Source organism: Meiothermus ruber DSM 1279 (assembly GCF_000024425.1).
In the GTDB taxonomy this organism is placed as follows: Bacteria; Deinococcota; Deinococci; order Deinococcales; family Thermaceae; genus Meiothermus; species Meiothermus ruber.
In genome coordinates, this window is the sequence record NC_013946.1 from 333,972 (window position 1) to 358,665 (window position 24,694).

Consider the following 24,694-nt stretch of genomic DNA (forward strand, 5'->3'; position numbering starts at 1 on the left):
CTACTGCTTGACCTTCTGGAGGAAAGGGTGCATGGTGGCGGTGCGATCCGATAGGGGCAGGGTGCGGATCCGGGCCACGGTGGCGATGGCTTCGTAGGTATCCTCGAGGCCGAAGCCCTGACCGGCCAGGGTGCGCTCGTAGACGCGGGTGTGCAGCTCGGTAAAGCCTTCGGAGAACTCGATCTCCTCGCCGTCCAGGCGCATGGAGCGGTAGGTGCGCTTGCCCTGGGCCCGCAGGGCCGGGGGCACATACTCCACGTCAATCGAAAGGAACCAGCGCACCTGGGCCCGCTCGAGCTCCAGGTAGCCCGAGGCCACGGTGTCGTCGCGGCGGTGCACCTCCACCTGCTCCACCTTGCCAAAAAGCCAGGTGAGCATATCGAAGAAGTGCACCCCGATGTTGGTGGCCAGGCCCCCCGACTGCTCGGTGCGGCCCTTCCAGCTCCGCAGGTACCAGGTGCCCCGGCTGGTGATGTAGGTGAGGTCGAGCTGGTATTTGCGGGGGGGCTGGGCTTGCAGGCGGGCATGCAGGCTGAGCAGAGCCTCGTGGGTGCGGAGCTGCAGGATGGTCCAGACCCGCCGCCCGGTCTCGGCCTCGAGGTCCTTGAGTTCCCGGATTTCCTCGGGGTTGAGCACCAGGGGCTTCTCGCAGATGGCGTCGGCCCCGGCCCGGAGGGCCATGCGGATGTGGGCGTTGTGCAGGTAGTTGGGGCTGGCGATGCTCACGTAGTCCACCTGCTGGGGGGTGCCGCGCAGGCGGTAGAGGTAGTCCTCGAACAGCTCGGGCTGGGTAAAAAACTCGGCTTCGGGGAAGTACGAGTCCATGATGCCCACCGAATCGAAGGGGTCGAGGGCGGCAACAAGGCGATTGCCGGTATCCTTGATGGCCTTGAGGTGGCGGGGCGCGATGTAGCCCGCAGCGCCGATGAGTGCAAAGTTCTTCATAGTCCTCCCTAGAGCAGCACCACGTTGTCGGCTTTGATCCCCCGGGTGGCGTAGCGGGTGTCGAGCACCACTTTGGACAGGGCCACCACGCGGGCGTAGTCCACATTGGAGTGGTTGGTGGTGATGATCACCAGGTCGGCGTTTTGCAGCAGCTCGTCGGTCAGCTCCACGCTGTCGGCTACAAAGCCGTGCTCCTCCACGTGCGGCGTCCAGCTATCGTGGAAGACCACCTCGGCCCCCCGCTTTTGCAGCAGCTTGAAGACCTCGATGGCCGGGCTTTCGCGGTAATCGTCCAGGTTGGCCTTGTAGGCCATGCCCAGGAGTACCACCTTGGCCCCCCGCAAAGGCTTGCCGTGCTGGCTCAGCACGCGGGCGGCCTTGTCCACGGTGAACTCCGGCATTTTGCGGTTAATCTCGCCCGCCAGGTTGATGAAGTGGGTGTTGAAGTTATACTCCTTGGCTTTCCACTCCAGGTAGTGCGGGTCGAGGGGGATGCAGTGGCCGCCCACGCCGGGGCCGGGGTAGAAGGGCATGATGCCGAAGGGCTTGGTAAAAGCGGCGTCCAGCACCTCCCAGACGTTCAGATCCATGCGGTCGCACAGGAGGGTGAGCTCGTTGACCAGGGCGATGTTCACGGCCCGGAAGGTGTTTTCGAACACCTTGACCATCTCGGCGGCTTTGGCGCTGCTCACCGGCACCACGTGGTTGATGGTTTTGCTGTAAAAGGCCACCGCCACCTCGAGGCTCTGGGGCCCCACCCCGCCCACCACCTTGTTGGTGTTCTTGGTGGTGTAACGGGCGTTGCCGGGGTCTACCCGCTCAGGGCTGTGGGCCAGGAAGAAGTCCTGGTTTAGCTTGAGGCCGCTTTGCTCCAGGATGGGCAGCATGACCTCTTCGGTGGTGCCCGGATAGGTGGTGGACTCGAGGCTCACCAGCTGGCCGGGCCGCAGATATTTAGCAATTTCGCGGGTCACGCCCTCCACGTACTGCAGGTCGGGCACCAGGTTCTTGGTCAGGGGCGTGGGCACGGCGATTACAATCACGTCCAGCTCGGGTACTTCCTCGAAGCCGGTGGTGGCCCGGATCAGCCCCTGGGCCACCAGGTCGCGCAGCTCCTCGTCTTTTACGTCACCGATATAGTTCTGGCCCTGGTTGATCATGGCCACCCGCTTGGCGCTGCGGTCGATGCCCACCACGCGGTAGCCCACCTTGGCCTTTTCCACGGCAAAGGGCAGGCCCACATAGCCCATGCCGACCACGCCCACAAGGGCGGTTTTGTCCTCAATGCGCTGCAACAAAAGGGTTTTGGGATCTACAACGGTCTGCATACGATCTCCTTACACCGGAACTTTTTCGGCCTTGGGTTGCTGGGATTGAAGCTGGTACAGCCAGTTTTCGATGAGCACCGACCAGCTTAGGTGGGTCTCCACGTAGCGCCGCCCGTTCTGGCCCAGTTGTTCGGCCAGATGGGGGTTCTGTACCACCGCCATGATGTTGTGGGCCAGGGTTTGGGCGTCCTCAGGGAGGCTTACCAGGCCGGCTCGAGCCCCCTCCACTAGCCGCGCCCCCTCCCCCTGCCCGGCGTACAGGATGGGTTTGGCGCAGCTCATCCCGGCGAAAATCTTGACCGGGCGGGTCATCTCGAAGAGTGGGGAGTTGCGCAGGGTGGAAAGGCCGGCCACGGCCAGAGAGTAGAGCTGGGCGATGTAGGCTGGGGGCTTTGGATCCAGGAAGCGCACATTGGTAAGCCCCATCTCCTGGGCCATCTGCTTCAAGCGGGGTTTTTCCGAGCCGTCGCCGATGAGCACCAGCACCACCTGGGGGTCGGTCAGGAGCCGGGCGGCCTGCAGGGCCACCTCCAGGCCGTGGGCGTAGCCGTGGTTGCCGGCGTACAGAATGATTTTCTTGCCCTCGAGGCCAAGCTCCCTAGCCAGGGCCAGGTCGGGCGGCATGGGCTTGAAGAGATCGGTATCCACGCCGTTGGGTAGATAAAGTATCTTGTGCGGGGGTACTTTTTTCTCTTCCAGCAGAACCTTCTGGATGCCCTCGGTCACCGCGGTGATGAAGTGGGCCTGGCGGTAGCTCCAGCTTTCCAGGCCCTCGGCCAGGCACAGCAAAGGGCCTTCCTTCATCAGACCGAGCTGGCGCACCGAGTCCGGCCAGAGATCGGCTATGTTGAAGATGAAAGGCACACCAAAGCGCCTCGAGGCCAGGTAGCCCGTTAGGCTCAGAAACAGGGGCGGCGATTCCACAAAGATGTAGTCGGGCTTTTGAACCTTTAGCACTCCACCCAGCGCGCTCAGCACAAAGCTGAAGTAGTTAAGCAGCCGCTTGGGGCCGGTGCCCATGGCGGGGTAGAGCCAGGTGCGCACCACCCGCACCCCTTCCCAGTCTTCCTCGAGCCAGAGCCTGCCGCGGTAACCCTCAAACACACGCCCGGTGGGGTAATTGGGCATGGCCGTCACTACCTCTACCTGATGCCCTAACCGCACCAGCTCGCGGATAACCGAAGCCAGCCGCACCTGGGCCGCGCCGATCTCGGGGGGAAAGTACTGGGTTAGAAACAAGAAGCGCACACAACCTCCAGGAGGGCAGTTCTGAGAAGATGGTAGTTTGCCCGACCAGCACTGGCTGGGCCTGGTGGGTGCTGTGTGGATGCGCGCACCACACTCTTTGCGAGTATTGGCAGGATATATAGTTTGCTCATCCTACCGTAGTGTAGTTAGTTTCAAGCTCCCGGCCAGGTTTTTTGACGCAATAGCCGTTACAGATTCACCTCCAGGTATGTGAACTCAACGCTTCATGAGAGTTCCGCAGGTAACGGAGTTTAGCGGGTTTCCAAGGGGCCAAGGTCGGGAGCTATCCCCAGGATGCGGGGGTGGCCCATGAAATCAAAGCTAGGTGCGGCCTCACGAATGCCTTTGTCGATGGCTGGGCTATCGTTGCTCAGATAGTAGTTGCCAGAGCCGTCGGCTTTGAAGTTAACAAAGCGGGGATCTTCAGTCAGACTGTTTTGCTGGCTGCTGGTGAGCAGAGCCCAGTTGGTGGTGTTGTTCCAGACCAGGTTGTTCAAAAATCGATTAACCCCGGTGTTGTTTTCCTCGCTGATGCCACGGGGGTTGCTCACTACAATGTTGTTGGCTACCAGGAAGTTTTCAGCTTTATTGCCGAGGGTATTTTCGCCTGAGCCCACCGAGATGCCACCATATAGGTTGGCAAAAGAGAGGTTATGGGTCATCACCACAGCCGTGGCGGCCTGCCATGTGGTGATGCCAAAGCCCCGGGCACGGTAAATAATATTGTTTTGAATAATGCCTTTTGGACTTCCCTGGTAGATGCCGTGGATGCGGGTGCAGGGGCCTGCGGTGAGATCGCCTATATCATGCACCAGGTTGCTCAAAATGCTGGTGTTGCCGGCGTTGGGCTGGCTGGCGTTAATCCCGGCCCCGCCGTTGGAGTCACACTGGGCCCGGATGCCATAGACATGGTTGAACAAGAAGCGGTTGTAGGGGGCCCAGCTAATAATGCCGCTGTTGGTGGCGTTGGTAACTTCGAACCCGACGATATCCACGTAGCTGCCGCGGACATCAATACCGAAGAGATTGCCCTGGGCGTTGAGTTTGGCGCCCCAGCGGATATCGGAGGCGATGGTGATGCGCTGGCTGGACGTACCGGAGGCGGTAACCTGGACAGACTCGTTGTAGGAGCCTGGGAGCACCCGCAGGACATCGCCGGGCTTAAGTTTCTGCACGGCGAAGGAGAGGGTGGCCCAGGGGCGTTCGCGGGAGCCGTCGTTGGCGTTGCTGCCGGAGGGGCTTACGTAGTAGGTGGGGCCGCTGGGAATGCCGAACACACCGTACGAGGTATCTGGTCTGGGATTTGGGGTGTTGTGCTGAGAACTGGTGATGCAGGCTGCAAGCAAAACAACCAGGAATGCCACTACCCAGTTCAAGCGGATATGCCTAACAGGTGGTTGAGGAATATGAGGGGTAATTTGTTTTCTCATAAGCACCACAACGATTATTGAGTGAGTAAACGTGGTATACCAATATAGCTAATTTTGCCTTTGAGCAACACAACCATCCCAAGATCTGTGGTGGATTTTTATCAGGAACCTTAACAGTGGGTTTTTGAGAATGCTTCATTGGCTATCCAGTGGGGCCTAACAACCGATCTCGAACAGCCAGCAGGATAAATCCGAGCAGCAGGGTGGAGATAGCAGCAATGCCAGCGGTGAGCAAAGGACGCGGCCATATAGCTTCGGTGGGCACTTCGGCCTGGGCTAGGAGTGAGAGCTGGCCGGTGGCGCTGTTTTCCAGCGAGCGTATGATTCCCAGTTCACGCTCGAGGTTGGTACGCAACTCCCGCAAGATGTTTTGATCGGTGCGACTAGCAGCCTGGGTAATCTGGATATCTACCCAACGAATCCGGTTTTCCAGTGAGACGCTGGCACGTTTGAAGTTGTCTCGAATCAGGGCTTCTTCCCAGTTGCGCAAAGCTTCGGCCCAGGCGTTGGCTAAGGCCGCAGAGCGGCGGGGGTCGGAATCGCGGGCGCTCAGTACAAAAACGATGGAACTCGAGCCTACCGTCTCGATAGAGCGGATACGCAACTTCTCCCGTACTTTCGCCACTTCGCTTGGTAATACACCAGGAAAGCGACGGTTCATCTGCTCCAGTACTAGAGTTCCGTAGGCAGCTTCGCGGTAAGCGGCTGCGGCTAGGGGCTGGAACCGTGGCGCGCTGATAGTAGAACCTAGTTCGACCGGCTGGGCTGAAAGCAAACGGGCCGAGGCTTCGTAGATACGTGGCTGGGATATGCTTAGCAGGTAAGCTACCACCGCAATTAACACCGAAACCCCTAGCAATGCCCACATGTAGCGGCTAAAGCTCAGGAGTAAGCGATCGAAATCATTTATGCTGGATGTGCTTCTCATTGTATTTCACCGAACCTAATGGCCGGGGAACCCCACCTTAAGCTAGCCCGGCCCTTGCGGATTCAGCCTAACTGTATTACTGCACGAATGCCAGCGAAAGCAACCCAACGCTCCCAAAAATAACTCTTTCTACAAGGGATTAACGCTTGGGGTTACGCAGAATAACCAGTGCCTGGAACTAAGCTGTGTACCATTGAAGCAGAAATGCTCCCGAACTGGGGCAAAAACGAAATCCTTACGGCCTCATATGACCCGGATCAAAGGTTTTCTGACGCAAACATCTTTTGTGGGGAATGCGGCCCTACTGGCCAGCAGTACGGTGCTGGGCCAGGGTCTGGTCGTTCTGGTGCAGCCCCTTCTGACCCGTATATATAGGCCGGAAGATTTTGGCTGGTGGGCTTTGTATGGCTCTATCCTTTCTCTGGCCGCAGTGATGATCAACCTTCGCTATGAGCAGGCCATCCAGCTACCCAGAGAAGAGCCAGAAGCCCGTGGGCTTTTGCTAATTGCAGTGGGCGTTGGCTTGGGCTTGAGCCTGCTGATAGGTGGGGTTTTTTGGTTTTTTCGGGATGTCTTTTCGGTATGGTTGGGTGTCCAGATCCCAGGCTGGTTTGCAGCCCTGGTGGGGGTGGGGCTGGCTTGCATAGCCCTCATGCAATCGGGCAGTATGTGGGCCTTGCGGCTTCAGCGTTTTGGCGCACTGGCCCAGACCAAGTTTCAGCAAGGCTTATGGCAGGCTTTGGCCCAGGTGGGTCTGGGGCTGCTTGTTAAGGGGCCAGCGGGGCTTTTACTGGGCGATGTGCTGGGGCGCTTGGGGGGTGTACAGGCTTTGTGGCGTTTGTTGCCCCGGAGCCTCGAGGGCATCACCTGGCGCACCTTGCAGCAGACAGCCCGCCGCTACCGGAGTTTTCTGGTTTTTGGCACCAGCGCGGCTTTACTAACCGCGGCCAGCTTTCACCTGCCGTTTATTTTGTTGACCGCTTTTTTCGGTGCTGCTGCGATGGGGCAGTTTAGCCTGAGCTACCGCATTACCACCATTCCTGTAACCCTGGTGGCCCAGTCCATTGGGCAGGTTTTTTTTGCTCGTGCGGCCGCAGCCCGTGAGACCCCTGAGCTGGCCCAGCTCACCATCCGAACTTCCACCATGTTGATAGCGGTGGGCTTGCCGATATTCGGTGCATTGTTTGTGGTAGCGCCCCAGGCCTTCCCTCTGATTTTTGGATCCAACTGGTACGAAGCCGGGGTGTACGCCCGCTTACTTGCACCATACTTACTCCTCTCTATTGTGGCCCAACCCCTTTCCACCTTGCTCACTGTTAAGGAATGGCAGCAAGCCTTGCTGGTTTTTACTGTCTTTGAGCTGGCCTTACGCATGGGGGCCATCTACTGGGGTATTGCCATCCAGCAGATGTACTGGGCAGTTTTTTTGTTCGCCTCGAGCAGTGCCCTGGTGGCCGGAATATCGCTGGGCTTATTTTTCCGCGCGGCCGGGGCGCGCTGGGCCGATTTTGGGCGAGGTCTACGCAGGTACATCTGGCTCAACCTGCCCGCTTTGTTGCTGCTGTGGGGGCTCACCCACTGGGTTGCGGGCTGGAGCCTGTTGGGGCTAACGGTATTAGTTAGTGCTACCGTTCTATTTTTCACTGCCAGGGAACTTAGGAAGGAAGGTTTGGTATGAGATCGGTTGCACCAGTAACGGCGGCCCTGCTGTTCCCTTTGTGGTCTTGGTTGGCCTTCCCACAAATTTTGCTGTACCTATATACCTTTAGCCTACCGCTCGAGGGGGTTTTTGCTATCGAAGGGGTGTTTACCCTATCCAAGGCACTGCTGGGTTTATTTTTGCTTTCTTTGGTTTTTCAAATCAGGCGTCCGAAAATCGCCTGGTTTCCGGCCCTGGTTTTAACATGGCGGTATATTCCTCGGTTGCGAATTTCTATACTCGCGGTGGTACTGCTGTTTTGGGCATGTTTGAGCTATTTTTGGTCGGTTGACCCATCGGCTACTTGGGACAAGCTTCAGGCCCTGGCACAGCAACTGGTGGGGGCCTTGGCCATCGCTTTTTTTATTATGGTGAGACCCAATACTCTACAGCCTATGCTGTTCTTTTACTCGCTGGGGGCCAGTATTGCTGCGCTGCAGGGCATCTTCAACTATCTGCGTAATCCGTTGAGCCGCACTACCTTTACGGGAGCTGCCGATGCAGCCGATTTTGCGGCAGTGGTTTTGCTGGGCTCCCTGATAGCAGTAGGGCTGTGGTTGACTACAAGAAGCCCCTGGATGCGCTGGTATAGCATGTTCTGCTTTGCGTTGTGCACTTTAGCGGTGGTGCTTTCGGGCACCCGCAGTGCCTGGGTAGCCATCGTTATTACCTTAGCGCTGGTGGTACTGCCCCGCCTGGGTTGGCGGCAGTTTCTTTCACTGGGCTTGACCTTTGGTTTGGTGGGCCTGGCGCTGTTTCAGTTGCCAGCGGTCAACCAGTTCCTGAGCTCCCGCATTACCTCGGCAGCCGAGGATGGGGGGGCTGGTCGAACGGCTATTTGGACGGTTGGATGGCACATTGCACAACAGAATCTCATTTTTGGGCATGGCCTGGGTACCTTTACAACTTTGTTTGGACAGGGGATTGCTGCTGAGTCTGACCTCGAGTCCATCGATACCTATTACATCACCGATGGCCGGGGTGCTCACAACATCTACCTCGAGCTTGTTAGCGAAGTGGGTCTTGTAGGACTGGGTATATTTCTGGCCTGGATGTGGGTGTTGCTGCAGGTAAGCTTACGGCAGGCGGTACATCCAGATCTGATTCTGATCCTCAAAGCCTGTCTCCTGGCCTACCTGATTCAGGGGGCATTTTTAGGGATTTTGGAGCGCAAATATCTCTGGCTAACCATAGCACTTCTACACGGTCTGGCCATGATGGTTCGAGGTAACAGCTATGCGCGTATTGTTTCTAAGCCCTGATTTTCCTTCGAATGTACACCCTTCAGCCTGCATTTTCGTGCAGACCCAGGCCCTGGAACTGCAGCGCCTGGGGGTGCAGGTAGATGTGCATGCTCCCATACCGCTGGTATTGCCCGGAATGGCCCGGCTCAAGCCAAACTGGCGGGCCTATACCCAGATTCCCAATCAGTATGACGTGGAGGGGGTTCGGGTGTTGCGTCCTCGCTACCTGGCTTTCCCGAGTGAAAATCTTTGGGGGTGGCCGCACCGATTGAAAGCTTTCTCATTGCCAGCGCATTCATGCGATCTGATCCACGCCCACTTCGCCCATCCCGAGGGAACCCTGGGTCTTTTACTCAAGCGCCGCTGGAAGAAGCCGCTGGTGGTTACGCTGCATGGCGATGACGCCAACACCTATCCCGAGCAAAGCCCCCGTTACCGCAAATACTATAAGCAGGTACTGGCCCAGGCTGATCTGATTCTGACCGTAAGCGATGGGATTCGCCAAAAAGCCCAGGCCCATACCCAGCGTCCGGTGCTGACCCACCGGGTGGGCCTCAGATTACCGCCAATGCAAGAACGGCCCGATAAAAGGGGGCTACGCTCTCAGCTCGGGCTTCCCCAAGACCGCTTCGTCTTGTTGTTTGTGGGCACATTGGTGCAGTACAAAGGGGTGCTCGAGCTTTCCGAAGCCTTGCGTCAGCTCGACGACGAAGGGGTGCTGGCTGTATTTATCGGTGATGGGCCGCTGCGTGATGGTCTAGGTAGTTCTTCTCGAACGCAGCGCATCTTATTGGGCCAGCAGCCCAATGCGGTGGTGCGCCGCTACATGGTCGCCGCCGATGCGCTCATCCTGCCTTCCTACCGCGAGGGACTGCCCACGGTGGTGGTGGAAGCCGGTGCGGTAGGTCTGCCGGTGATCGCCAGCAACCGGGGGGGCACGCCTGAGATCGTGACCCCCGAGACCGGTTACCGCCTCGAGGAGATCAGCCCGGCGGCGATACTGGCGGCCATCGCCCAGGTGCGAAGCGACCCACTGGAGGCCCAGGCCCGGGGCGAGCGCTTGCGGCAGCACGTCTACCGCCACTACGATGCCAGCCGAAATGCACAGCAACTGGTGCGGTTGTACCGTCGACTGCTGGAGGGAGGGTTGGGTTGAGTATGTCGACGCCTTCGAAGCCCCTTAAGTTCCAGCAGGCCCTGCGGTCGAGCTGGCACCGCTTTTACTCCGACTTTTTGCTCCCCAGCCGGGTGCATGAATTGCGCAGCTTGCTCGAGCAGGCCCTGGCCCAGGGCTACCAGGTGCACTCCATCGCTTCCATCTGGGAGAAAATCAAGGCCGGGCAGCTTCAGGATGGCCCATACCTGGTTTTGCGGCTGGACATTGATACTGACCTACGTACCACGCGGGCTTTGTGGCAGGTTGTGCGTGAAATGGGTGTGCAAGCCTCGTTTTACTTTCGGCTCTCTACGCTGGATGTGAACCTGATGCAGGAGATTCACGCTTCCGGTAGTGAGGCCAGCTACCACTACGAAGAGATCGCCACCTATGCCAAACGCCACCGCCTTAAAAACCGCGCCGAGGTTGAGGCTTGTATGCCTGCCATTCGAGCGCTCTTTGCGGAGAACTACCGCCGGATTAAGGCCCTCACCGGTCTGCCCCTGCACACGGTGGCCTCCCACGGTGACTGGCTCAACCGCCGGTTGGGGGTGATCAATCATGAACTGTTGCAAGACCGAGGCCTGCGTGAGGAGCTGGGTATCGAGCTCGAGGCCTACGATCCGGTCTTGCAACAACGCTACACCCAACGTTTTTCTGATGGGGCCTACCCCAACCTATGGCTGGATGGCAACCCCCTCGAGGCCATCCGCACCGGTCTTCCGTTTGTAGAAGTCCTGCTGCATCCCCGGCACTGGGGGGCCAACATCCCCGTTAATTTGCGAGACAACCTGCACCGCCTGGGCGAGGAGCTGGCCTACCGCCAATCCGGGTGGTTTTGCCTGATCGGGCCGATGATTTCTCTGTGGCCCATAGTTCAAGGCGGTCTTGTGGAAAGTGGATTCTGACCATAACAAACCGACTGCCCCGGCTCGAACGCAGGTCATAATTCCTGGGCGCAAGAAGCGTGGAAACCTTGTAGGGCCGGTCAGATTGGTGCTTTTGGACATACTACCCCTATGCTGGATATGGCCGAACAAAAACAGGCTAAATAAACTGCATCGTTATCAGAGCGTTAACCACCAGCGCTTTTCTGACCGATCGGCCAGGCGTTTGATTCGTTGCTTGCCAGCCGCATTAAAAAGCCTGGTTGGGTGATTGGATAGAGATTTGCGAGCCGTTTTTGAGCGGCGTTAAGCCTTTGGGTCACGGCCGTTTCTTCCGGTACCAACGAGCATTTTCAACCAGTTTTTTGTGACTATACTCAAGGCCTAGGATCACCTAGATCCAAAACTCCAAGGAGGTACTCCATGACCTATCGCTGGTTTGTACTACTATTAGCCGCGCTGTTCCTGGCTGCGTGTGGGGGAGGTGGGGCGCCCAGCATTAACACCATCGAGGTCAGCCCGTCTTCTGCCAGCAAGCAGGTGGGCCAGACCCAACAGTTCACCGCGGTGGCCAAGGACGCGGGCGGCAATGTGATTTCCGGTGTGACCTTTACCTGGAGCTCGAGCAACACCGCCGTTGCCACCGTGAATAACAGCGGCCTGGCTACTGCCGTTGCCGCTGGCACGGCCACCATCACTGCCTCGGCCGGGGGCAAGAGCGGCAGCGCTACCTTTACCGTAACCAACCCGGCGCCCCCGACCATCGAGACCATCGAGGTCAGCCCGTCTTCTGCCAGCAAGCAGGTGGGCCAGACCCAACAGTTCACCGCGGTGGCCAAGGACGCGGGCGGCAACGTGATTTCCGGTGTGACCTTTACCTGGAGCTCGAGCGATACCGCCGTTGCCACCGTGAATAACAGCGGCCTGGCTACTGCCGTTGCCGTGGGCACGGCCACCATCACCGCCACGGCCGGGGGCAAGAGCGGCAGCGCTACCTTTACCGTGACCCCCACGCCTACCTACACCGTGGGCGGCGAGGTGCGCTACCTGAACGGCAGCGGTCTGGTGCTGGCCCTGGGTTCGCAGACCAAAACCATTAGCAGCAACGGCCCCTTCACCTTCGACACCCCCGTACAGGACGGCACCTACAGCGTGAGCGTGCAGACCCAGCCCACCAACCCCTCCCAGAACTGCACCGTCACCCCCAGCAGCGTGACCGTGAGCGGGGCCAACGTGACCAACCTGGTGGTGGAGTGCAGCCCCTACACCAAGTGGCTGGCTTCCAGCGCAACCGATATCGGAAACGCCATTACCACCGATGCCCAAGGCAACGTGATCGTGGCCGGCCTTTCCAAAGAAGTGCTGGGTGATGAGGTGGGCACGCTCGCCCTGGCCTTCCCGGATGTGGTGGTGGCCAAGTACGCGCCCAACGGCAGCCGCCTGTGGGTCAAGCAGTTCACCGTGGGTGACCCCAGCACGCCCGGCAGTGCCGAGTCGCAGGCCAAAGGGGTGGCCACCGACGCCGCCGGCAACATCTACGTGGTGGGAAGCGCCTACGTCGCCAGCAGCAACGCCTTCAAGGGCTTTATTCTCAAGCTAAGCCCTGCGGGTGCAAAGCTGACCTCGATCAAGCTGGACGAAAACACCTTGAACGTAGAGAACGGCCTTACCAGCGTGGCGGTGGTGGGTAGCGACGTGTATGTGGGTGGCTATACCGCCGGAACCGTGCCGAGCGGAACCAATGCAGGCGGGGAAGATGCAGCCTTATATAAGTACGACACCGGCCTTACCCTGCAGTGGGCACGACAGCTCGGCTCGACCGGCAGCGACCGGATTACCTCGGTGGCCGTGGATGCCTCCGGTGCGGTATACGCCGCAGGGTTTGCCGGCGGGGCCCTGCCCTCCAAAACCCACCTGGGTGACACCGACGCCTTTGTGGTCAAGTACGACAACGCAGGAACCCAGCAGTGGCTCGAGCAGTTTGGTACGGCCTATGGTGACGGGGCCAATGCGGTGGCAGTGCAGGGTTCGGATGTTTACGTGGCCGGTTATGTGACCGGAGCCTACGGGACGGGCTTTAGCTACAACGGCGGTACCGACCTGTTTGTGACCAAGTTCAGTAGCAGCGGTACGGAAACCTGGCGCCGCCAGTACAGCCCCACCGACCCAGCGCAAATTAATCCCTATGGCATGGTCGCCGATGCCTCGGGCAACGTCTACATCGTGGGGGATGTCAATGTTTCGGTAGACGGTACGGCAACCCACGCCGGTGCTAAGGATGTCTTCATCCTGCAGTATCTGGCCGACGGCACCGTGGGCTGGGCCCGCCAGCAAGGCAGTACCCAGGATGAGATTGCCCTGGCCGTCACCCTGCGTGACAGCGACCTCTACCTGACCGGCTGGAGCAAAGGAGCGCTGGACAACTACACCAACCAGGGCGAAGAGGATATCTTCGTGCTGAAGTACGGCACCGACGGCAGTAAGAAGTAGCGATGGTTTGTTTGGGGGCTCGAGGGTACCCTCGAGCCCCTTCTGCTTTGAGCTGCGTTATACGCATCGTTACGCGAGAGTTGCGTGCTATTAATAAACCAGTACCCAGGTTAACGCGCTATATGCTGCCTTTAGCAGAGGGGATTCCTGTCGAATAACGCGGTCATAACGAGCTCTGGACTAGACTTTGGGGCATATTTCGGAGGAAGCTACCTCGAAGGAGCACGTAGATGCTAAAAGAACCCTTCATTGCAGTGCCTTTTGCGCCATGGCCCTACTTTGCGCCAGACGAGATCGAAGCCGCTACAAAGGTGCTCCAGTCTGGAAAGGTGAACTACTGGACGGGCCAGGAGGGCCGCCTGTTTGAACGTGAATTTGCCGACTACGTCGGAACCAAACACGCCATTGCCCTGCACAACGGCACGGTGGCGCTCGAGCTGGCCCTCTACGCCATGGGGGTAGGAGAGGGTGACGAGGTCATTACCACCCCCCGCACCTTCATCGCCTCGGCCAGCGCGGCGGTGATGCGCGGGGCAAGGCCTGTTTTTGCTGATGTAGACCCCGAGAGCGGCCTGATTACCGCCGAGACCATTGAGCGGGCCATCACCCCCCGCACCAAGGCCATCATCGTGGTGCACCTGGCAGGCTGGCCAGCGGATATGGATGCCATCATGGCCCTGGCCCACAAGCACAACCTCTGGGTCATCGAAGACTGCGCCCAGGCCCATGGGGCCCGGTACAAGGGCCGGAGCGTGGGCTCGATTGGTCATGCCGGGGCCTGGTCGTTTTGCCAAGACAAAATCCTGACCACCGGCGGCGAAGGGGGGATGCTCACCCTCAACGACGACGAACTCTGGAGCAAAGCCTGGAGCTTCAAAGACCACGGCAAGAGCTACGACGCGGTCTACAACCGCCAGCACCCCCCCGGTTTCCGCTGGCTGCACGAAGACTTCGGCACCAACTGGCGGATGCTCGAGGTGCAGTCGGCTATTGGCCGGGTGATTTTGCGCAAGCTGGATGGCTGGGTCGAGCAGCGCCGGGCCAACGCCCACTACCTGAGCGAACGCTTCCGCCAAATTCCGGCCCTGCGGGTGCCCGAGGTGCCCGCCCACCTGCACCACGCCTACTACAAGTACTACGTGTATGTGCGCCCCGAGCGGCTCAAGCCGGGCTGGAGCCGCGACCGCATTATGCAGGCGGTGAGTGAGCTGGGCATTCCCTGCATGAGCGGGAGTTGCAGTGAGATCTACCTCGAAAAAGCCTTCACCCGGCGGGGCTGGCAGCCAGCCGAGCGGTTGCCGGTGGCCAGGGAACTGGGCGAAACCTCGCTGATGTTCCTGGTGCACCCCACCCTGGGCCAGGCCCAGATGCAAGCCACCGCCGATGCGGTTGAACGGGTGATGGAACAAGCCTCGATCTGAGGAGGGAGCAGGGCATGGTCTATTTGAGGGAATTGCGTTTCACCGCCGATGTGATTTTGCGGGTACTGGCCGACCAGCTCATGGTAGCTGGCAGCTTTGCCGTTGCCATGGTGATTCACCTGCTGTGGGCCTACCGCGGCGCTGCCGACGCGGTCTTGCTGGGGGCTTATGCCCAGATTTATGCCAAAAACGTGGGCATCCTGATGCTCATTGCCTTTGTGGTATTTGCGGCCAGCGGTTTTTATAGCCGCGGCCGGGCCTACCAGAGCCGCTACAAGATGCTGGTGGTGGCCCAGGCAGTATTGCTGGCCTACCTCATCTTTGGTTTTGCAGTCTTTATGCTGCCGCTGGTAGACCCTCCGCGCTCGGTGCTGTTTGCCAGCGGATTCCTGACCCTTGGCCTGACCCTGGCCTCGAGGGCCTGGGTGCACTACTGGGATAGCGTCGAGGCCCGGCGTAAAGCCAAAGCCAGCCCCATCCCATCTCTTATCGCCGACGAGCGCATCGTGCTGGTGATCGGTGGGGCGGGATACATCGGTTCGGGGTTGCTGCCGCGGTTGCTCGAGCGCGGCTACCGGGTGCGCCTACTCGACCTGCTCCTGTTCGGCAAGGAGCCCATTGCCCACGTGCTGCACCACCCCAACCTGGAGATCATCCAGGCCGATTTCCGCCAGGTGGACAAGGTGGTGGAGGCCATGCGCGGGGTGGACACGGTGGTGCATCTGGGAGGGTTGGTGGGCGACCCAGCCTGCGCCCTGGACGAAAACCTCACCATCGAAATTAACCTGGTGGCCACCCGCACCATTGCCGAGATCGCCAAGGGTATGCGCGTGCGTCGCTTCATCTTCGCCAGCACCTGCTCGGTGTATGGGGCCAGCGACTTAGTGCTGGATGAGCGCAGCAACCTCAACCCGGTCTCGCTCTACGCCCGCAGCAAAATTGCCTCTGAGCAGGTACTGCGTCAGCTTCAGAGCGACGACTTCTCGGTGGTGATCCTGCGCTTTGGCACCATCTACGGTCTGTCGGGCCGCACCCGCTTCGACCTGGTGGTCAACCTGCTCACGGCCAAGGCGGTGGTAGACAAGAAAATCACCGTGTTTGGGGGTGACCAGTGGCGGCCTTTTGTGCACGTAGACGATGCCGCCCATGCGGTGATGCTGGCCGTAGAAGCCCCCAAGGAGCGGGTGCACAACGAAACCTTTAATGTGGGCAGCAACGAGGGCAACATGACCCTGGGCATGGTGGGTGAGCTGGTCAAGAAGCTGGTGCCCGATGCCGAGCTGATCGACTCGGGCCGCGATGGTGATCGGCGCAACTACCGTGTAGACTTCTCCAAAATTCGCAACCGGCTGGGTTTCGAGCCGCAGTGGACGGTGGAGCAGGGCATCCAGCAGGTCATTGAGGCCCTGAAGAGCGGCAAGGTGCGCGACTACCGGTCGGCCATGTACTCCAACGTTAAATACCTGACCGAAGGGGCTACCTCCGATGCCGTTAAGCAGTATTACCTGGGCTGGGAGAAGTCCCTGATTCAGCAGACCTACGAGGCGAAAGAAGAACAGGGGTCGGCCACCGTGCCCCAGGCTTAGGGTTGTGCTCAACTTACCGCAGGGAGGGGCGGTAAGCAAATGTGGATGTACGAGGTGATGAGTGAAAGCGATATTGGCCCTTCCGAGAGTGTTTTTACTGGTACTGGCGCTGGCTTTTCTCGGTCTGACAGGCTGTAACACCACCCGGCCCCCCGCAACGCCCAGCAACTTTCAGGCCACCCCCGACGCCACCCCCCGGGTGGTGCTGCGCTGGGAGGCGGCCGCAGGGGCCACTGATTATGTCCTCGAACGCAGAACAAACAGCGGTGCTTTCGCCGTTCTGGGTGTGGTTACCAATACCGATTACACCGATGAAAGCGTGGATTACAGCACCACCTACACCTACCGCCTGACCGCCCGTAACAACGCTGCCGCGAGCAGCCCGGTCGAGCAGAGCGCCACCACCCCTGCCCGGCCCCTGGCAGCCCCCGATGCCCCCAGCAACTTCCAGGCCACCCCCGATGACACCCCCAAAGTGGTGCTGCGTTGGACGGCCCCGGAGCGGGTAGCCCGCTATGTGCTGGAGCGCCGTACCCGCGACGGTAGCTTTGCCACCCTGAGCAGTACCCTGCCCGCCAGCACCACCGAGTACACCGATGAAGCGGTGGGCAGCGGCACCCCTTACACCTACCGTCTCACCCCCTACAACAGCGCGGGCAGCGGCAGCCAGGCCACCTTGCAAACCGATACACCAGCCTACAGCGAGCCGGGCTTCACCCAGACCGCTAGCAGCTACAGCTTTTCCGACGACCGCCCCGCTGGACAGGATCCTGGCATCAACCCCCTGACCAGCCCCGACCTGGGCCTGGACGTGGAATACTTCGACAACCCCGACCTCACCGGCCTTTTTGCCCGGCGCATAGAGACCAACATCAACCACACCTTCTCGGGTCAGCCCCCCCGCCCCGGTATGGGCCCCGACACCTTCAGCATCCGCTGGACGGGCCTAATTACCGCTCCGGCAAGCGGCACCTACACCTTTACCGTGCTGGCCGACGACGGGGTGCGCCTTTGGGTCAACGATCAGCTCCTGATCAGCGCCTGGTTCGACCAGAACCTCACCCGCCGCAGCGCCACCATTTCCCTGAGCGCAGGCCAGGCCTACCGCATCAAGCTCGAGTACTACAACCAGGACGCCCGCGGGGCCATCAAGCTGCGCTGGGCCTACCCCGGCCAGTCCGAGCAAGTCGTGCCCCCTTCGGCCTTTGTGCGCCACCAGAAGGCCCGCATCGGCTACTTTGGCCCCAAACTGCCCTGGCCCACCGTAGCCACCCACGCCGCCCTGCTGCCCGATGGCCGGGTGATGACCTTCCACGGCCTCGACCCGGTGGGTAAGGGCCAGGGCGATAACTACCGCGATTACAGCAAACACGCCTCCACCCAGGTTTTCGTCTGGACGCCCGGCACCCCCACCGATGCCCAGAGCCAGGCCCGCTACGACAACACCCGCACCGACCTTTTCTGCTCGGGTTACGTGCTGGCCGCCAACGGCAAGCTCTATCTGGCCGGGGGCAACCTGGGCTACGACTACACCGCCAGTGGCGGTGAATACGGATTTCCGGCTGGGCATAAACATACCAACATCTTCGACCCCAGCACCAACACCTGGAGCGCCGGCCCCGACATGACCTACGGCCGTTGGTACCCTAGCGTGATTACCCTTCCCAACGAAGAAATGCTAATTATTGGGGGCAACCGCGACCAGCACAATGGGGATGGGGACATATATAGACAGGACTGGAACACCATACCCGATGTGTGGAATCCTTTTACCAATACTCTTCGTCGGCTGACTGGGGCCGAGTCCATTGACATCAATGGCAACGTGCTGATCAACCATTTCTACCCCTGGGTGCACGTGGCTCCCAATGGGCAAGTATTTCTCTCAGGTAACTATGAAAAATGGTTTTATATCAACACAACAGGCCAGGGCTCGCTAGGCCCGGTTCACAGTTCATTAGTGGATCGTTACTACGGCTCCTCTGTAATGTACCAGCCGGGAAAGATTTTGATACTGGGCGGGGGTGATGTTCAAAAAAGCAACCCTCCTGGTATAAGCCGAGGAGAGAACTCTGCCCAGGTAATCGAACTGAACCCCAATAATCAGAGCATTTCGGTGCGTAACGTAGCCCCCATGGCCTACAAACGCACGCATGTCAACGCTACCCTTATGCCGGATGGGCGCATCTTTGTAAACGGCGGGAATGAGGATGGTATCCAGTTTAGCAACGCAACAGCGGTGTACGAGAGCGAGATCTGGTCGCCCCTTACCGAGACCTTTAAGCGCGCTGCCGAGGCCCAGTGTCCCCGCACCTACCACTCCACCGCCCTACTGCTGCTAGATGGCACCATCATCACCATGGGTGGTGGGGCCACTGGAGGTGATGACCTACCCAACCTGCCAGAGTGCGATAAAACCAAGGGCAACGAGCAGAAGGTCAACCAGCTCAACGCCGAGATCTACTACCCGCCCTACCTGCACAATGCCGATGGCAGCCTTGCCAGCCGTCCGGTGGTGCAGAGCGCGCCGGATCGCATTAGCTACGGCCAGAGCTTTGCCCTAACCACCGACGTACCCGCCACGGCGGTGGAGCGGGTGACCCTGGTGGCTTTTGGTGCGGTAACCCATGCCTTCAACATGGGCCAGCGCTTTATCGAGCTAAACTTTACGCGCACTGGCCCCAATTCCCTCCAGGTGACCGCGCCAGCCAGCCCCAACCTGGCTACCCCCGGCTTTTACCAGCTTTATGTGCTGGATGGCCGGGGGGTGCCGTCGGAGGCCAGGGTGGTGCGTCTGCGGGATGCCAGCCTGCCCTAGCGCACCTCAAAGGGGCCCAGGTCGGGGGCGCTGCCCTGGAGGCGGGGCTTGGCCTGGAAGTCTATGGCTGGGGCCCGCTCGGTAATGCCTTTGTCAATAGCTGGGCTGCTACTTTGCAGGGTGTAGTTGCCGCTGCCGTCGGGCTGGAAGTTTACAAAACCGGGGTCGAGGCTCAGGCTGCCCTGCTGGGTGCTGGTTTGCAGGCGCCAGTTGGTGGTGTTGTTCCAGACCAGGTTGTTCACAAAGCGATTCACCCCGGTGTTGCCCTCCTCGCTGATGCCACGGGGGTTGCCTACCACAATGTTGTTGGCTACCAGGAAGTTTTCGGCCCGGTTGCCACGGGTGTTGTCGCCTGAGCCCACCGAGATGCCGCCATATAGGTTGGCGAAGGAGAGGTTATTGCTGATGGTCACAGCGGTGGCAGCATGCCAGGAGGTGATGCCAAAGCCCCGGGCACGGTAGGTGATGTTGTTTTGCACCAGGCCGCGGGGGGCACCCTGGTAAATGCCGTGGATGCGGGTACAGAAACCTGCCGAGAGGTCGCCAATATCGTGTACCAGGTTGCCCAGCATCACCCCATCCGAGGAGTCGGGTGAGCTCATGTTAACCCCGGCCCCGCCGTTGGAGTCACACTGGGCCCGGATGCCATAGACGTGGTTGAACAAGAAGCGGTTGTAGGGGGCCCAGCTAATAATGCCGCTGTTGGTGGCGTTGGTAACTTCGAACCCGACGATATCCACGTAGCTGCCGCGGACATCAATACCGAAGAGATTGCCCTGGGCGTTGAGTTTGGCGCCCCAGCGGATATCGGAGGCGATGGTGATGCGCTGGCTGGACGTACCGGAGGCGGTAACCTGGACAGACTCGTTGTAGGAGCCTGGGAGCACCCGCAGGACATCGCCGGGCTTAAGTTTCTGCACGGCGAAGGAGAGGGTGGCCCAGGGGCGTTCGCGGGAGCCGTCGTTGGCGTTGCTGCCGGAGGGGCTTACGTAGTAGGTGGGGCCGCTGGGCAGGGTGTAGCCGCCGTAGTCTGTGCCAAACGAACCACCACCCGAACCGCCGCTACTTGAGCCGCCAACCTGCAGGTTCAGAGTGGCGCTGGCGCTTAGCCCTTCGGCATCGTAGACCCGGATGACCGCGGTGTTGCTACCGCTCACCAGCGGAATCCAAAAGATAATGTTGCCGCTCTGGGTGGGCTGTATGGCGATGTCTTGCTCAGGGCCCCCGTTCACCTGGCGGGTTAGGCGGGTAACGGCCTTATCGTCGCTGATGCTAACCTCTGCTCTGGTGCCAGCGCCGCTGACGGTGGCCCCGTTGGACGGGCTAAGGATGCGTATACTGGGCGCCTGATTGGAAGACGAGGAAGGGGAGGGCGCCGATTGGTCAGTGGCGCAGGCCGTTATTAACCCAACCAGTAAAAGGAAGAACAATTGCCGCATTAGACAGAACTCCTTGGGTAAAGGCGTTACGCTTACCCGTGCATGAGGAGGGGAGAACTGCTTCCCAACCCCAGAACGTTACAAACGATATCGGGATAAAAAAAGAGTTTTTCTATTAAACGTTAAATGGATCTTTAAAAAAACTTGATTATGTAACGAAATAGATCACGCCCACGGCGCAAACCCCTACGGCGTGAGAGCGGCAAAAGAACAGACTTCTGTACCCCGAATGTCTATGCTGAGGGGGGCGCAGCCTGTAGATGGTTGAAGGGTTTCTATGAATGAACTGCTGCTGGCTTTGTTGGCAACGCTGACCGCTGCTGTATTGGTAGGGCTATCCCTGCCCCTGGCCCGGAGCCTGGGTATTGTTGATCGGCCGGGGGTTATCAAAATTCATACCCTGCCCACCCCGCGGTTTGGTGGGGTGGGGATTGTGGCCAGTGTGCTGCTTTGGGGCTATTACACCCAGGTGGTGGCTGGCTGGGCTTTGCTGGGATTGTTGGTTATAGCTATTACGGGCGGTCTGGATGACCGCTTTAGCCTTTCGCCCAGGCTGCGCCTGCTGGCCGAGCTGGTCGCCGGGGTTGTGCTGGGTATGCATTTCTGGAGTGCTTTGGGGTGGGGTGGGGTGGGGCTGGCGGTGGTTCTGGTATTGCTTATGTCCAACGCGGTCAACCTGATTGACGGGATGAACGGTCTGGCCGCCGGCAACGCCCTGATCTCGGCCGTTGGAATCGCCATCTTGTTGTGGTCAATTCCTGCCGGGGCTGGGCTGGCTGTAATTTTGGCTGCGAGCTTGCTAGGGTTTCTATTCTGGAACTACCCTCGAGCCAAGACCTTTATGGGTGATAGCGGCAGTCTATCCATTGGCTATCTACTGGCCATGCTGCTCTTGATGGCCGCAGCCCAGGGTGGGGCCACCTTTGGGGCAGCGCTGATGATGGTGGGCTTCCCCCTGTACGATACCGCAGCGGGCATTATCCGGCGCTGGCGGCGGGGTAAGCCCATCTTTGACGGGGATCGGGATCACACCTACGATCGACTGGATCAGCTTTATTTGCGGAACCCGGCCAAGACCGTGGCGGTGGTCTGGCTGGTGAGCGGGGTGTTGGTGCTGGCAGGGCTGGTGATAGGCAAGGTGGACGTTGGGATGGGCTTGGTTTTGGGGGTGTTATTGGCGGCTGTTCTGTTCTGGGGCGCGTACAGGCTGGGCTCGTTGTAGGTTTCCTACTCGGCCAGGCGCTCTTGTATGGGGTTGTCTTCCAGGGCCCGGCGGCATTCGCGAAACACGTACAGCACCAACACCGGGAAGGGTATATCGAGCTCGAGCGCCTCCTGCACAGCGTAGTAGCGTGTGGGGTCGGCGGTACGCACGCGGGGCCCCAGCGCGGCCCATAGCTTGAGCAAGGCTTCGCGGCTCTTTGGCGGGGCTTCCTCGAAGCGTTTGAGCGGGTTGGTGGGCGTGTGCATTTTCAACAGGTAGGGCCGGGCGGACTCCATCGCACCCTAGATTAGACCCACCTGAGTTTTTCAACAGTATTCCAGGTTAAGCACCGACCAACCGTTTAGCTGAGAGGATTTTGGGTAATTCGGTCTCGAGCGAGCGTTCTTCCAGGGCGAAAGCATGGCGCATATGGACTGGATCGGCGGTGTTGCCCATCTTGAGCTGAAGGTACTGGTCGCGCGTAATGGGGCTGAAGGGCAGAGGGGAGATGAGGGGAACTACCCAGTCCATCAGGGTCAGTGGGATGGAGAGCAGGGGTTTGCGGGAGCCCAGGGTGTCCCGTACCAGGAGCAGCAGCTCGCGGAAGGTATATTCCTTAGGCCCTACCAGGTTGTAGCTGCGGTGAATGGTGTTGGGGCGGCCCAGGGCTTGCTCGAAGGCCGCGGCCACGTCCCCCACCCAGATGGGCCGGAAGACAAAGCGGCCATCGCCAATCAGGGGGATGAAGGGGATGGGGGCGGTGACCAGGCCCTTCAGAATGCCCCCAAAAAACTCGTCGCCCTGACCGAAAATCAAGCTGGGGCGCAGAATGGTCCAGTCCAGCCTCGAGGCCTGTACCAGTTCTTCGCCCTCGGCCTTGGTTTCGTAGTAGCGGCTGCCTGTCCCGCGGGCGGTGCCCAGCGCGGACATGTGCACGAAGCGAGCAATTCCGGCTGCTTTGGCGGCTGCCAGGCTGTGCCGCACCCCATCCACGTGGGCCTGGCGGAAGGTCTGGTCGCCGCGCTCGCGAATGATGCCCACCAGGTAAATGAGCGCTTCCTGGCCCTGGGCGGCCTCGAGCAGCCCCTCGTTTTTGGCCGCATCGGCCATCACATAGCGCACCCCCGAAAGCGGCCCCTCCCCCCGCCTCGAGGCCACCGTGACCTGGTGGCCCCGCTCCAGCAGGTGCTGCGCCATGTGGGTGCCCACATAGCCGCTGCCGCCGACAATCAGTACCTTCATCGCTACCTCAGACCGCTTGCAGCATCCGGCTTTCAGCTTCCAGCTCCAGGGTTTTGCGGTCTACCAGATAAATTTTGCGGTAGCCGGTATCCAGGATGCCTTCGTGGCGCAGGTCGGAGAGCAGTTTGCTCACCGACTCGCGGGTGGAAGCGGTGGCATCGGCAATCTCTTCATGGCTGGCGGTGACGTAGATTCCCCGCTCGTCCTGCCCCTGGGCAGCGGTGGCAGCCAGGTAGAGCAGATAGCGGCAGATACGGCTGCGGAGCTCCCCCCACTGCAGGTGGGTTTCGTAGGCCTGTACCTGGGCCATCTGGCTGGCCAGGCTGGCGGCCAGGGCCCGCAGGTCGTCGCTGGAGAGGGTTTGGGGGTCAACAGCAAAAGCCGCTGCATCGGTGAGGGCTTCGGCGGTGTACTTGTACTGCCGCTCGGAAAGCACCTCCTCGCCGAAATAGTCGCCGGGCAGAACGTGGCGCAAGGTGAGCTGGCGACCGTCGGGCAGAATCTCGATGATGCGCACCAGGCCACGCTCGAGGTGGTACAGCGCGTCCGCACGGTCGCCCGCCCGATAGATCACTTCTTTCCTTCGTACCTTTTTCATACGGCCTCCTTGTTCCCAAGCTTGCCTTGCAACCGAGGTGACCCCTGAACGCCGTGAATAAAGCACCCACCTACCACAGGCCCGCCTCCTTTAGGGTTACCGAGAGCATTTCGGCCAGCTCACGGGGATCGTTGCCCAGGTAGTATGCGCCCAGCCGTTCCACCAGGTGGGGGTCGCTGGCTGCGGCCCGGCCCCCCACCACCACCACAGGGGCCAGGTGGCGCAGGGCGTTGTGCGGCAGCGACTCCAGGGAAACGGGCTGCACCGCCGAGAGCACCACAGCTTTGGCTCCGGTGCGCTCGGCAAACGACCGGAGGTCGGCCAGAGGGGTGTTGGGCCCCAGGTAGTGCACGGTGTAACCGGCCCGGCGCAGGAACAATGCGGTGATCAGGCTCCCAATCTCGTGCTGTTCCCCCGGTAGGGTAGAGACCACCAGGGTGGGCCCCAGCGACCCCCCCATCAGGTTGAGCAGGCCGTGTAAGGTGCCCCGCAGGTAGGTGCTGGCAAAGTGTTCTTGCGCGGTGCTCACGCGGCCCAGGTGCCAGCCGTCGCCGATGCGGCGCAGGCAGGGTGCGATGACCTCCATTACCACGGTTTCCATAGGGTGCAGCCTGTAGGCCTCCGAGAGGGTGCGCTCGGCCGCCTCGGTATCGGCCCGCAGCAAGGCCTCCTCGAGCTCCATCGAGAGGGCCTCAGGGGGGCGTGGGCCCTCCTGGGTCAGGCCTTCCAGGTAGCGGCGAACGGCCTGGGCCGGGGCGACCCCCTCGGCGATCCACTTTTTGATGTGGCGCAGGGCCTCGAGGTCGGTCTGGCTGTACAGCCTGTGCCCACCCGGTGAGCGTTCGGGCCGGGGGAACCCATACCGACGCTCCCACTGCCGTAGCAGTGCGCTGGAGAGCCCGGTGCGCTCCTCCACTTCGGCAATGGTGTAAACCCCCAGATCGTTGCGCATAAGACGAACCCTTTTATTGAAAATAAAGATAGCTTACTGTATAACTTATGTCAAGGCTTTGTGCGGATTTATGTCAAAT

General features: G+C 60.1%; 19 protein-coding genes. 9 read left to right on the top strand and 10 right to left on the bottom strand.

From position 1 onward, the window contains the following. The 5 genes from MRUB_RS01805 to MRUB_RS01825 all read right to left on the bottom strand — a co-directional run bounded on the left by MRUB_RS01805 (position 1) and on the right by MRUB_RS01825 (position 5,819). Entirely contained in the window at positions 1 to 945 is a 945-nt protein-coding gene (locus MRUB_RS01805) for a Gfo/Idh/MocA family protein (protein ID WP_013012654.1), read from the bottom strand. Positions 946 to 953: 8 nt separating this feature from the next. Continuing rightward, positions 954 to 2,273, bottom strand: a complete 1,320-nt coding sequence (locus MRUB_RS01810; RefSeq protein ID WP_013012655.1) for a nucleotide sugar dehydrogenase — start codon at positions 2,271 to 2,273, stop codon at positions 954 to 956. Between the two features lie 9 nt (positions 2,274 to 2,282). Continuing rightward, on the bottom strand, positions 2,283 to 3,521 hold the full coding sequence (locus MRUB_RS01815; RefSeq protein WP_013012656.1) for a glycosyltransferase family 4 protein: 1,239 nt from the start codon (positions 3,519 to 3,521) through the stop codon (positions 2,283 to 2,285). Between the two features lie 251 nt (positions 3,522 to 3,772). Beyond that, on the bottom strand, positions 3,773 to 4,798 hold the full coding sequence (locus tag MRUB_RS01820; RefSeq protein WP_013012657.1) for a right-handed parallel beta-helix repeat-containing protein: 1,026 nt from the start codon (positions 4,796 to 4,798) through the stop codon (positions 3,773 to 3,775). Positions 4,799 to 5,093: 295 nt separating this feature from the next. After that, positions 5,094 to 5,819, bottom strand: coding sequence for a hypothetical protein (locus MRUB_RS01825; protein WP_152024866.1), 726 nt, complete (start codon positions 5,817 to 5,819; stop codon positions 5,094 to 5,096). Positions 5,820 to 6,126: 307 nt separating this feature from the next. Here MRUB_RS01825 and MRUB_RS01830 point away from each other — a divergent pair, with 307 nt between their 5' ends. The 8 genes from MRUB_RS01830 to MRUB_RS01865 all read left to right on the top strand — a co-directional run bounded on the left by MRUB_RS01830 (position 6,127) and on the right by MRUB_RS01865 (position 19,180). Then, the gene (locus MRUB_RS01830; protein WP_013012659.1) at positions 6,127 to 7,557 is read left to right on the top strand and encodes a lipopolysaccharide biosynthesis protein; all 1,431 of its coding nucleotides are present in this window, start codon (positions 6,127 to 6,129) and stop codon (positions 7,555 to 7,557) included. Between the two features lie 125 nt (positions 7,558 to 7,682). Further along, the gene (locus MRUB_RS01835; RefSeq protein ID WP_157413559.1) at positions 7,683 to 8,840 is read left to right on the top strand and encodes an O-antigen ligase family protein; all 1,158 of its coding nucleotides are present in this window, start codon (positions 7,683 to 7,685) and stop codon (positions 8,838 to 8,840) included. Then, positions 8,815 to 9,978, top strand: coding sequence for a glycosyltransferase (locus tag MRUB_RS01840; protein WP_013012661.1), 1,164 nt, complete (start codon positions 8,815 to 8,817; stop codon positions 9,976 to 9,978). The genes MRUB_RS01835 and MRUB_RS01840 overlap by 26 nt, the downstream gene beginning before the upstream one ends. Before the next feature lie 2 nt (positions 9,979 to 9,980). Continuing rightward, complete coding sequence (locus tag MRUB_RS01845; RefSeq protein ID WP_013012662.1) at positions 9,981 to 10,886, top strand: hypothetical protein; 906 nt, start codon at positions 9,981 to 9,983, stop codon at positions 10,884 to 10,886. Between the two features lie 402 nt (positions 10,887 to 11,288). Beyond that, positions 11,289 to 13,355, top strand: a complete 2,067-nt coding sequence (locus MRUB_RS01850) for an Ig-like domain-containing protein (protein ID WP_013012663.1) — start codon at positions 11,289 to 11,291, stop codon at positions 13,353 to 13,355. A gap of 230 nt (positions 13,356 to 13,585) precedes the next feature. Beyond that, entirely contained in the window at positions 13,586 to 14,776 is a 1,191-nt protein-coding gene (locus tag MRUB_RS01855) for a DegT/DnrJ/EryC1/StrS family aminotransferase (protein WP_013012664.1), read from the top strand. A gap of 14 nt (positions 14,777 to 14,790) precedes the next feature. Continuing rightward, positions 14,791 to 16,362, top strand: coding sequence for an NAD-dependent epimerase/dehydratase family protein (locus MRUB_RS01860; protein WP_015586309.1), 1,572 nt, complete (start codon positions 14,791 to 14,793; stop codon positions 16,360 to 16,362). A gap of 61 nt (positions 16,363 to 16,423) precedes the next feature. Beyond that, a complete protein-coding gene (locus MRUB_RS01865; RefSeq protein ID WP_013012666.1) occupies positions 16,424 to 19,180 on the top strand; it encodes a PA14 domain-containing protein in 2,757 nt (918 codons plus the stop codon). On the opposite strand, the gene MRUB_RS01870 is transcribed toward MRUB_RS01865, so the two are convergent. Continuing rightward, positions 19,177 to 20,412, bottom strand: coding sequence for a choice-of-anchor Q domain-containing protein (locus MRUB_RS01870; RefSeq protein ID WP_015586311.1), 1,236 nt, complete (start codon positions 20,410 to 20,412; stop codon positions 19,177 to 19,179). The two genes, MRUB_RS01865 and MRUB_RS01870, sit on opposite strands and share 4 nt — an antisense overlap. Positions 20,413 to 20,896: 484 nt before the next feature. Here MRUB_RS01870 and MRUB_RS01875 point away from each other — a divergent pair, with 484 nt between their 5' ends. Beyond that, positions 20,897 to 21,841: a glycosyltransferase family 4 protein gene (locus MRUB_RS01875; RefSeq protein ID WP_013012668.1), complete on the top strand. Its 945-nt coding sequence runs from the start codon at positions 20,897 to 20,899 to the stop codon at positions 21,839 to 21,841. A gap of 5 nt (positions 21,842 to 21,846) precedes the next feature. On the opposite strand, the gene MRUB_RS01880 is transcribed toward MRUB_RS01875, so the two are convergent. The 4 genes from MRUB_RS01880 to MRUB_RS01895 form a co-directional block, all read right to left on the bottom strand. Further along, the gene (locus MRUB_RS01880) at positions 21,847 to 22,119 is read right to left on the bottom strand and encodes a hypothetical protein (protein WP_013012669.1); all 273 of its coding nucleotides are present in this window, start codon (positions 22,117 to 22,119) and stop codon (positions 21,847 to 21,849) included. Positions 22,120 to 22,165: 46 nt separating this feature from the next. Further along, positions 22,166 to 23,065: a complex I NDUFA9 subunit family protein gene (locus MRUB_RS01885; RefSeq protein ID WP_013012670.1), complete on the bottom strand. Its 900-nt coding sequence runs from the start codon at positions 23,063 to 23,065 to the stop codon at positions 22,166 to 22,168. 7 nt (positions 23,066 to 23,072) lie between these two features. Next, positions 23,073 to 23,663 (bottom strand): transcriptional regulator LdrP, encoded by a 591-nt coding sequence (gene ldrP / locus MRUB_RS01890; protein WP_013012671.1) that lies wholly within the window; start codon positions 23,661 to 23,663, stop codon positions 23,073 to 23,075. Between the two features lie 70 nt (positions 23,664 to 23,733). Beyond that, positions 23,734 to 24,615: a MerR family transcriptional regulator gene (locus MRUB_RS01895; protein WP_013012672.1), complete on the bottom strand. Its 882-nt coding sequence runs from the start codon at positions 24,613 to 24,615 to the stop codon at positions 23,734 to 23,736. Positions 24,616 to 24,694: the final 79 nt, after the last annotated feature.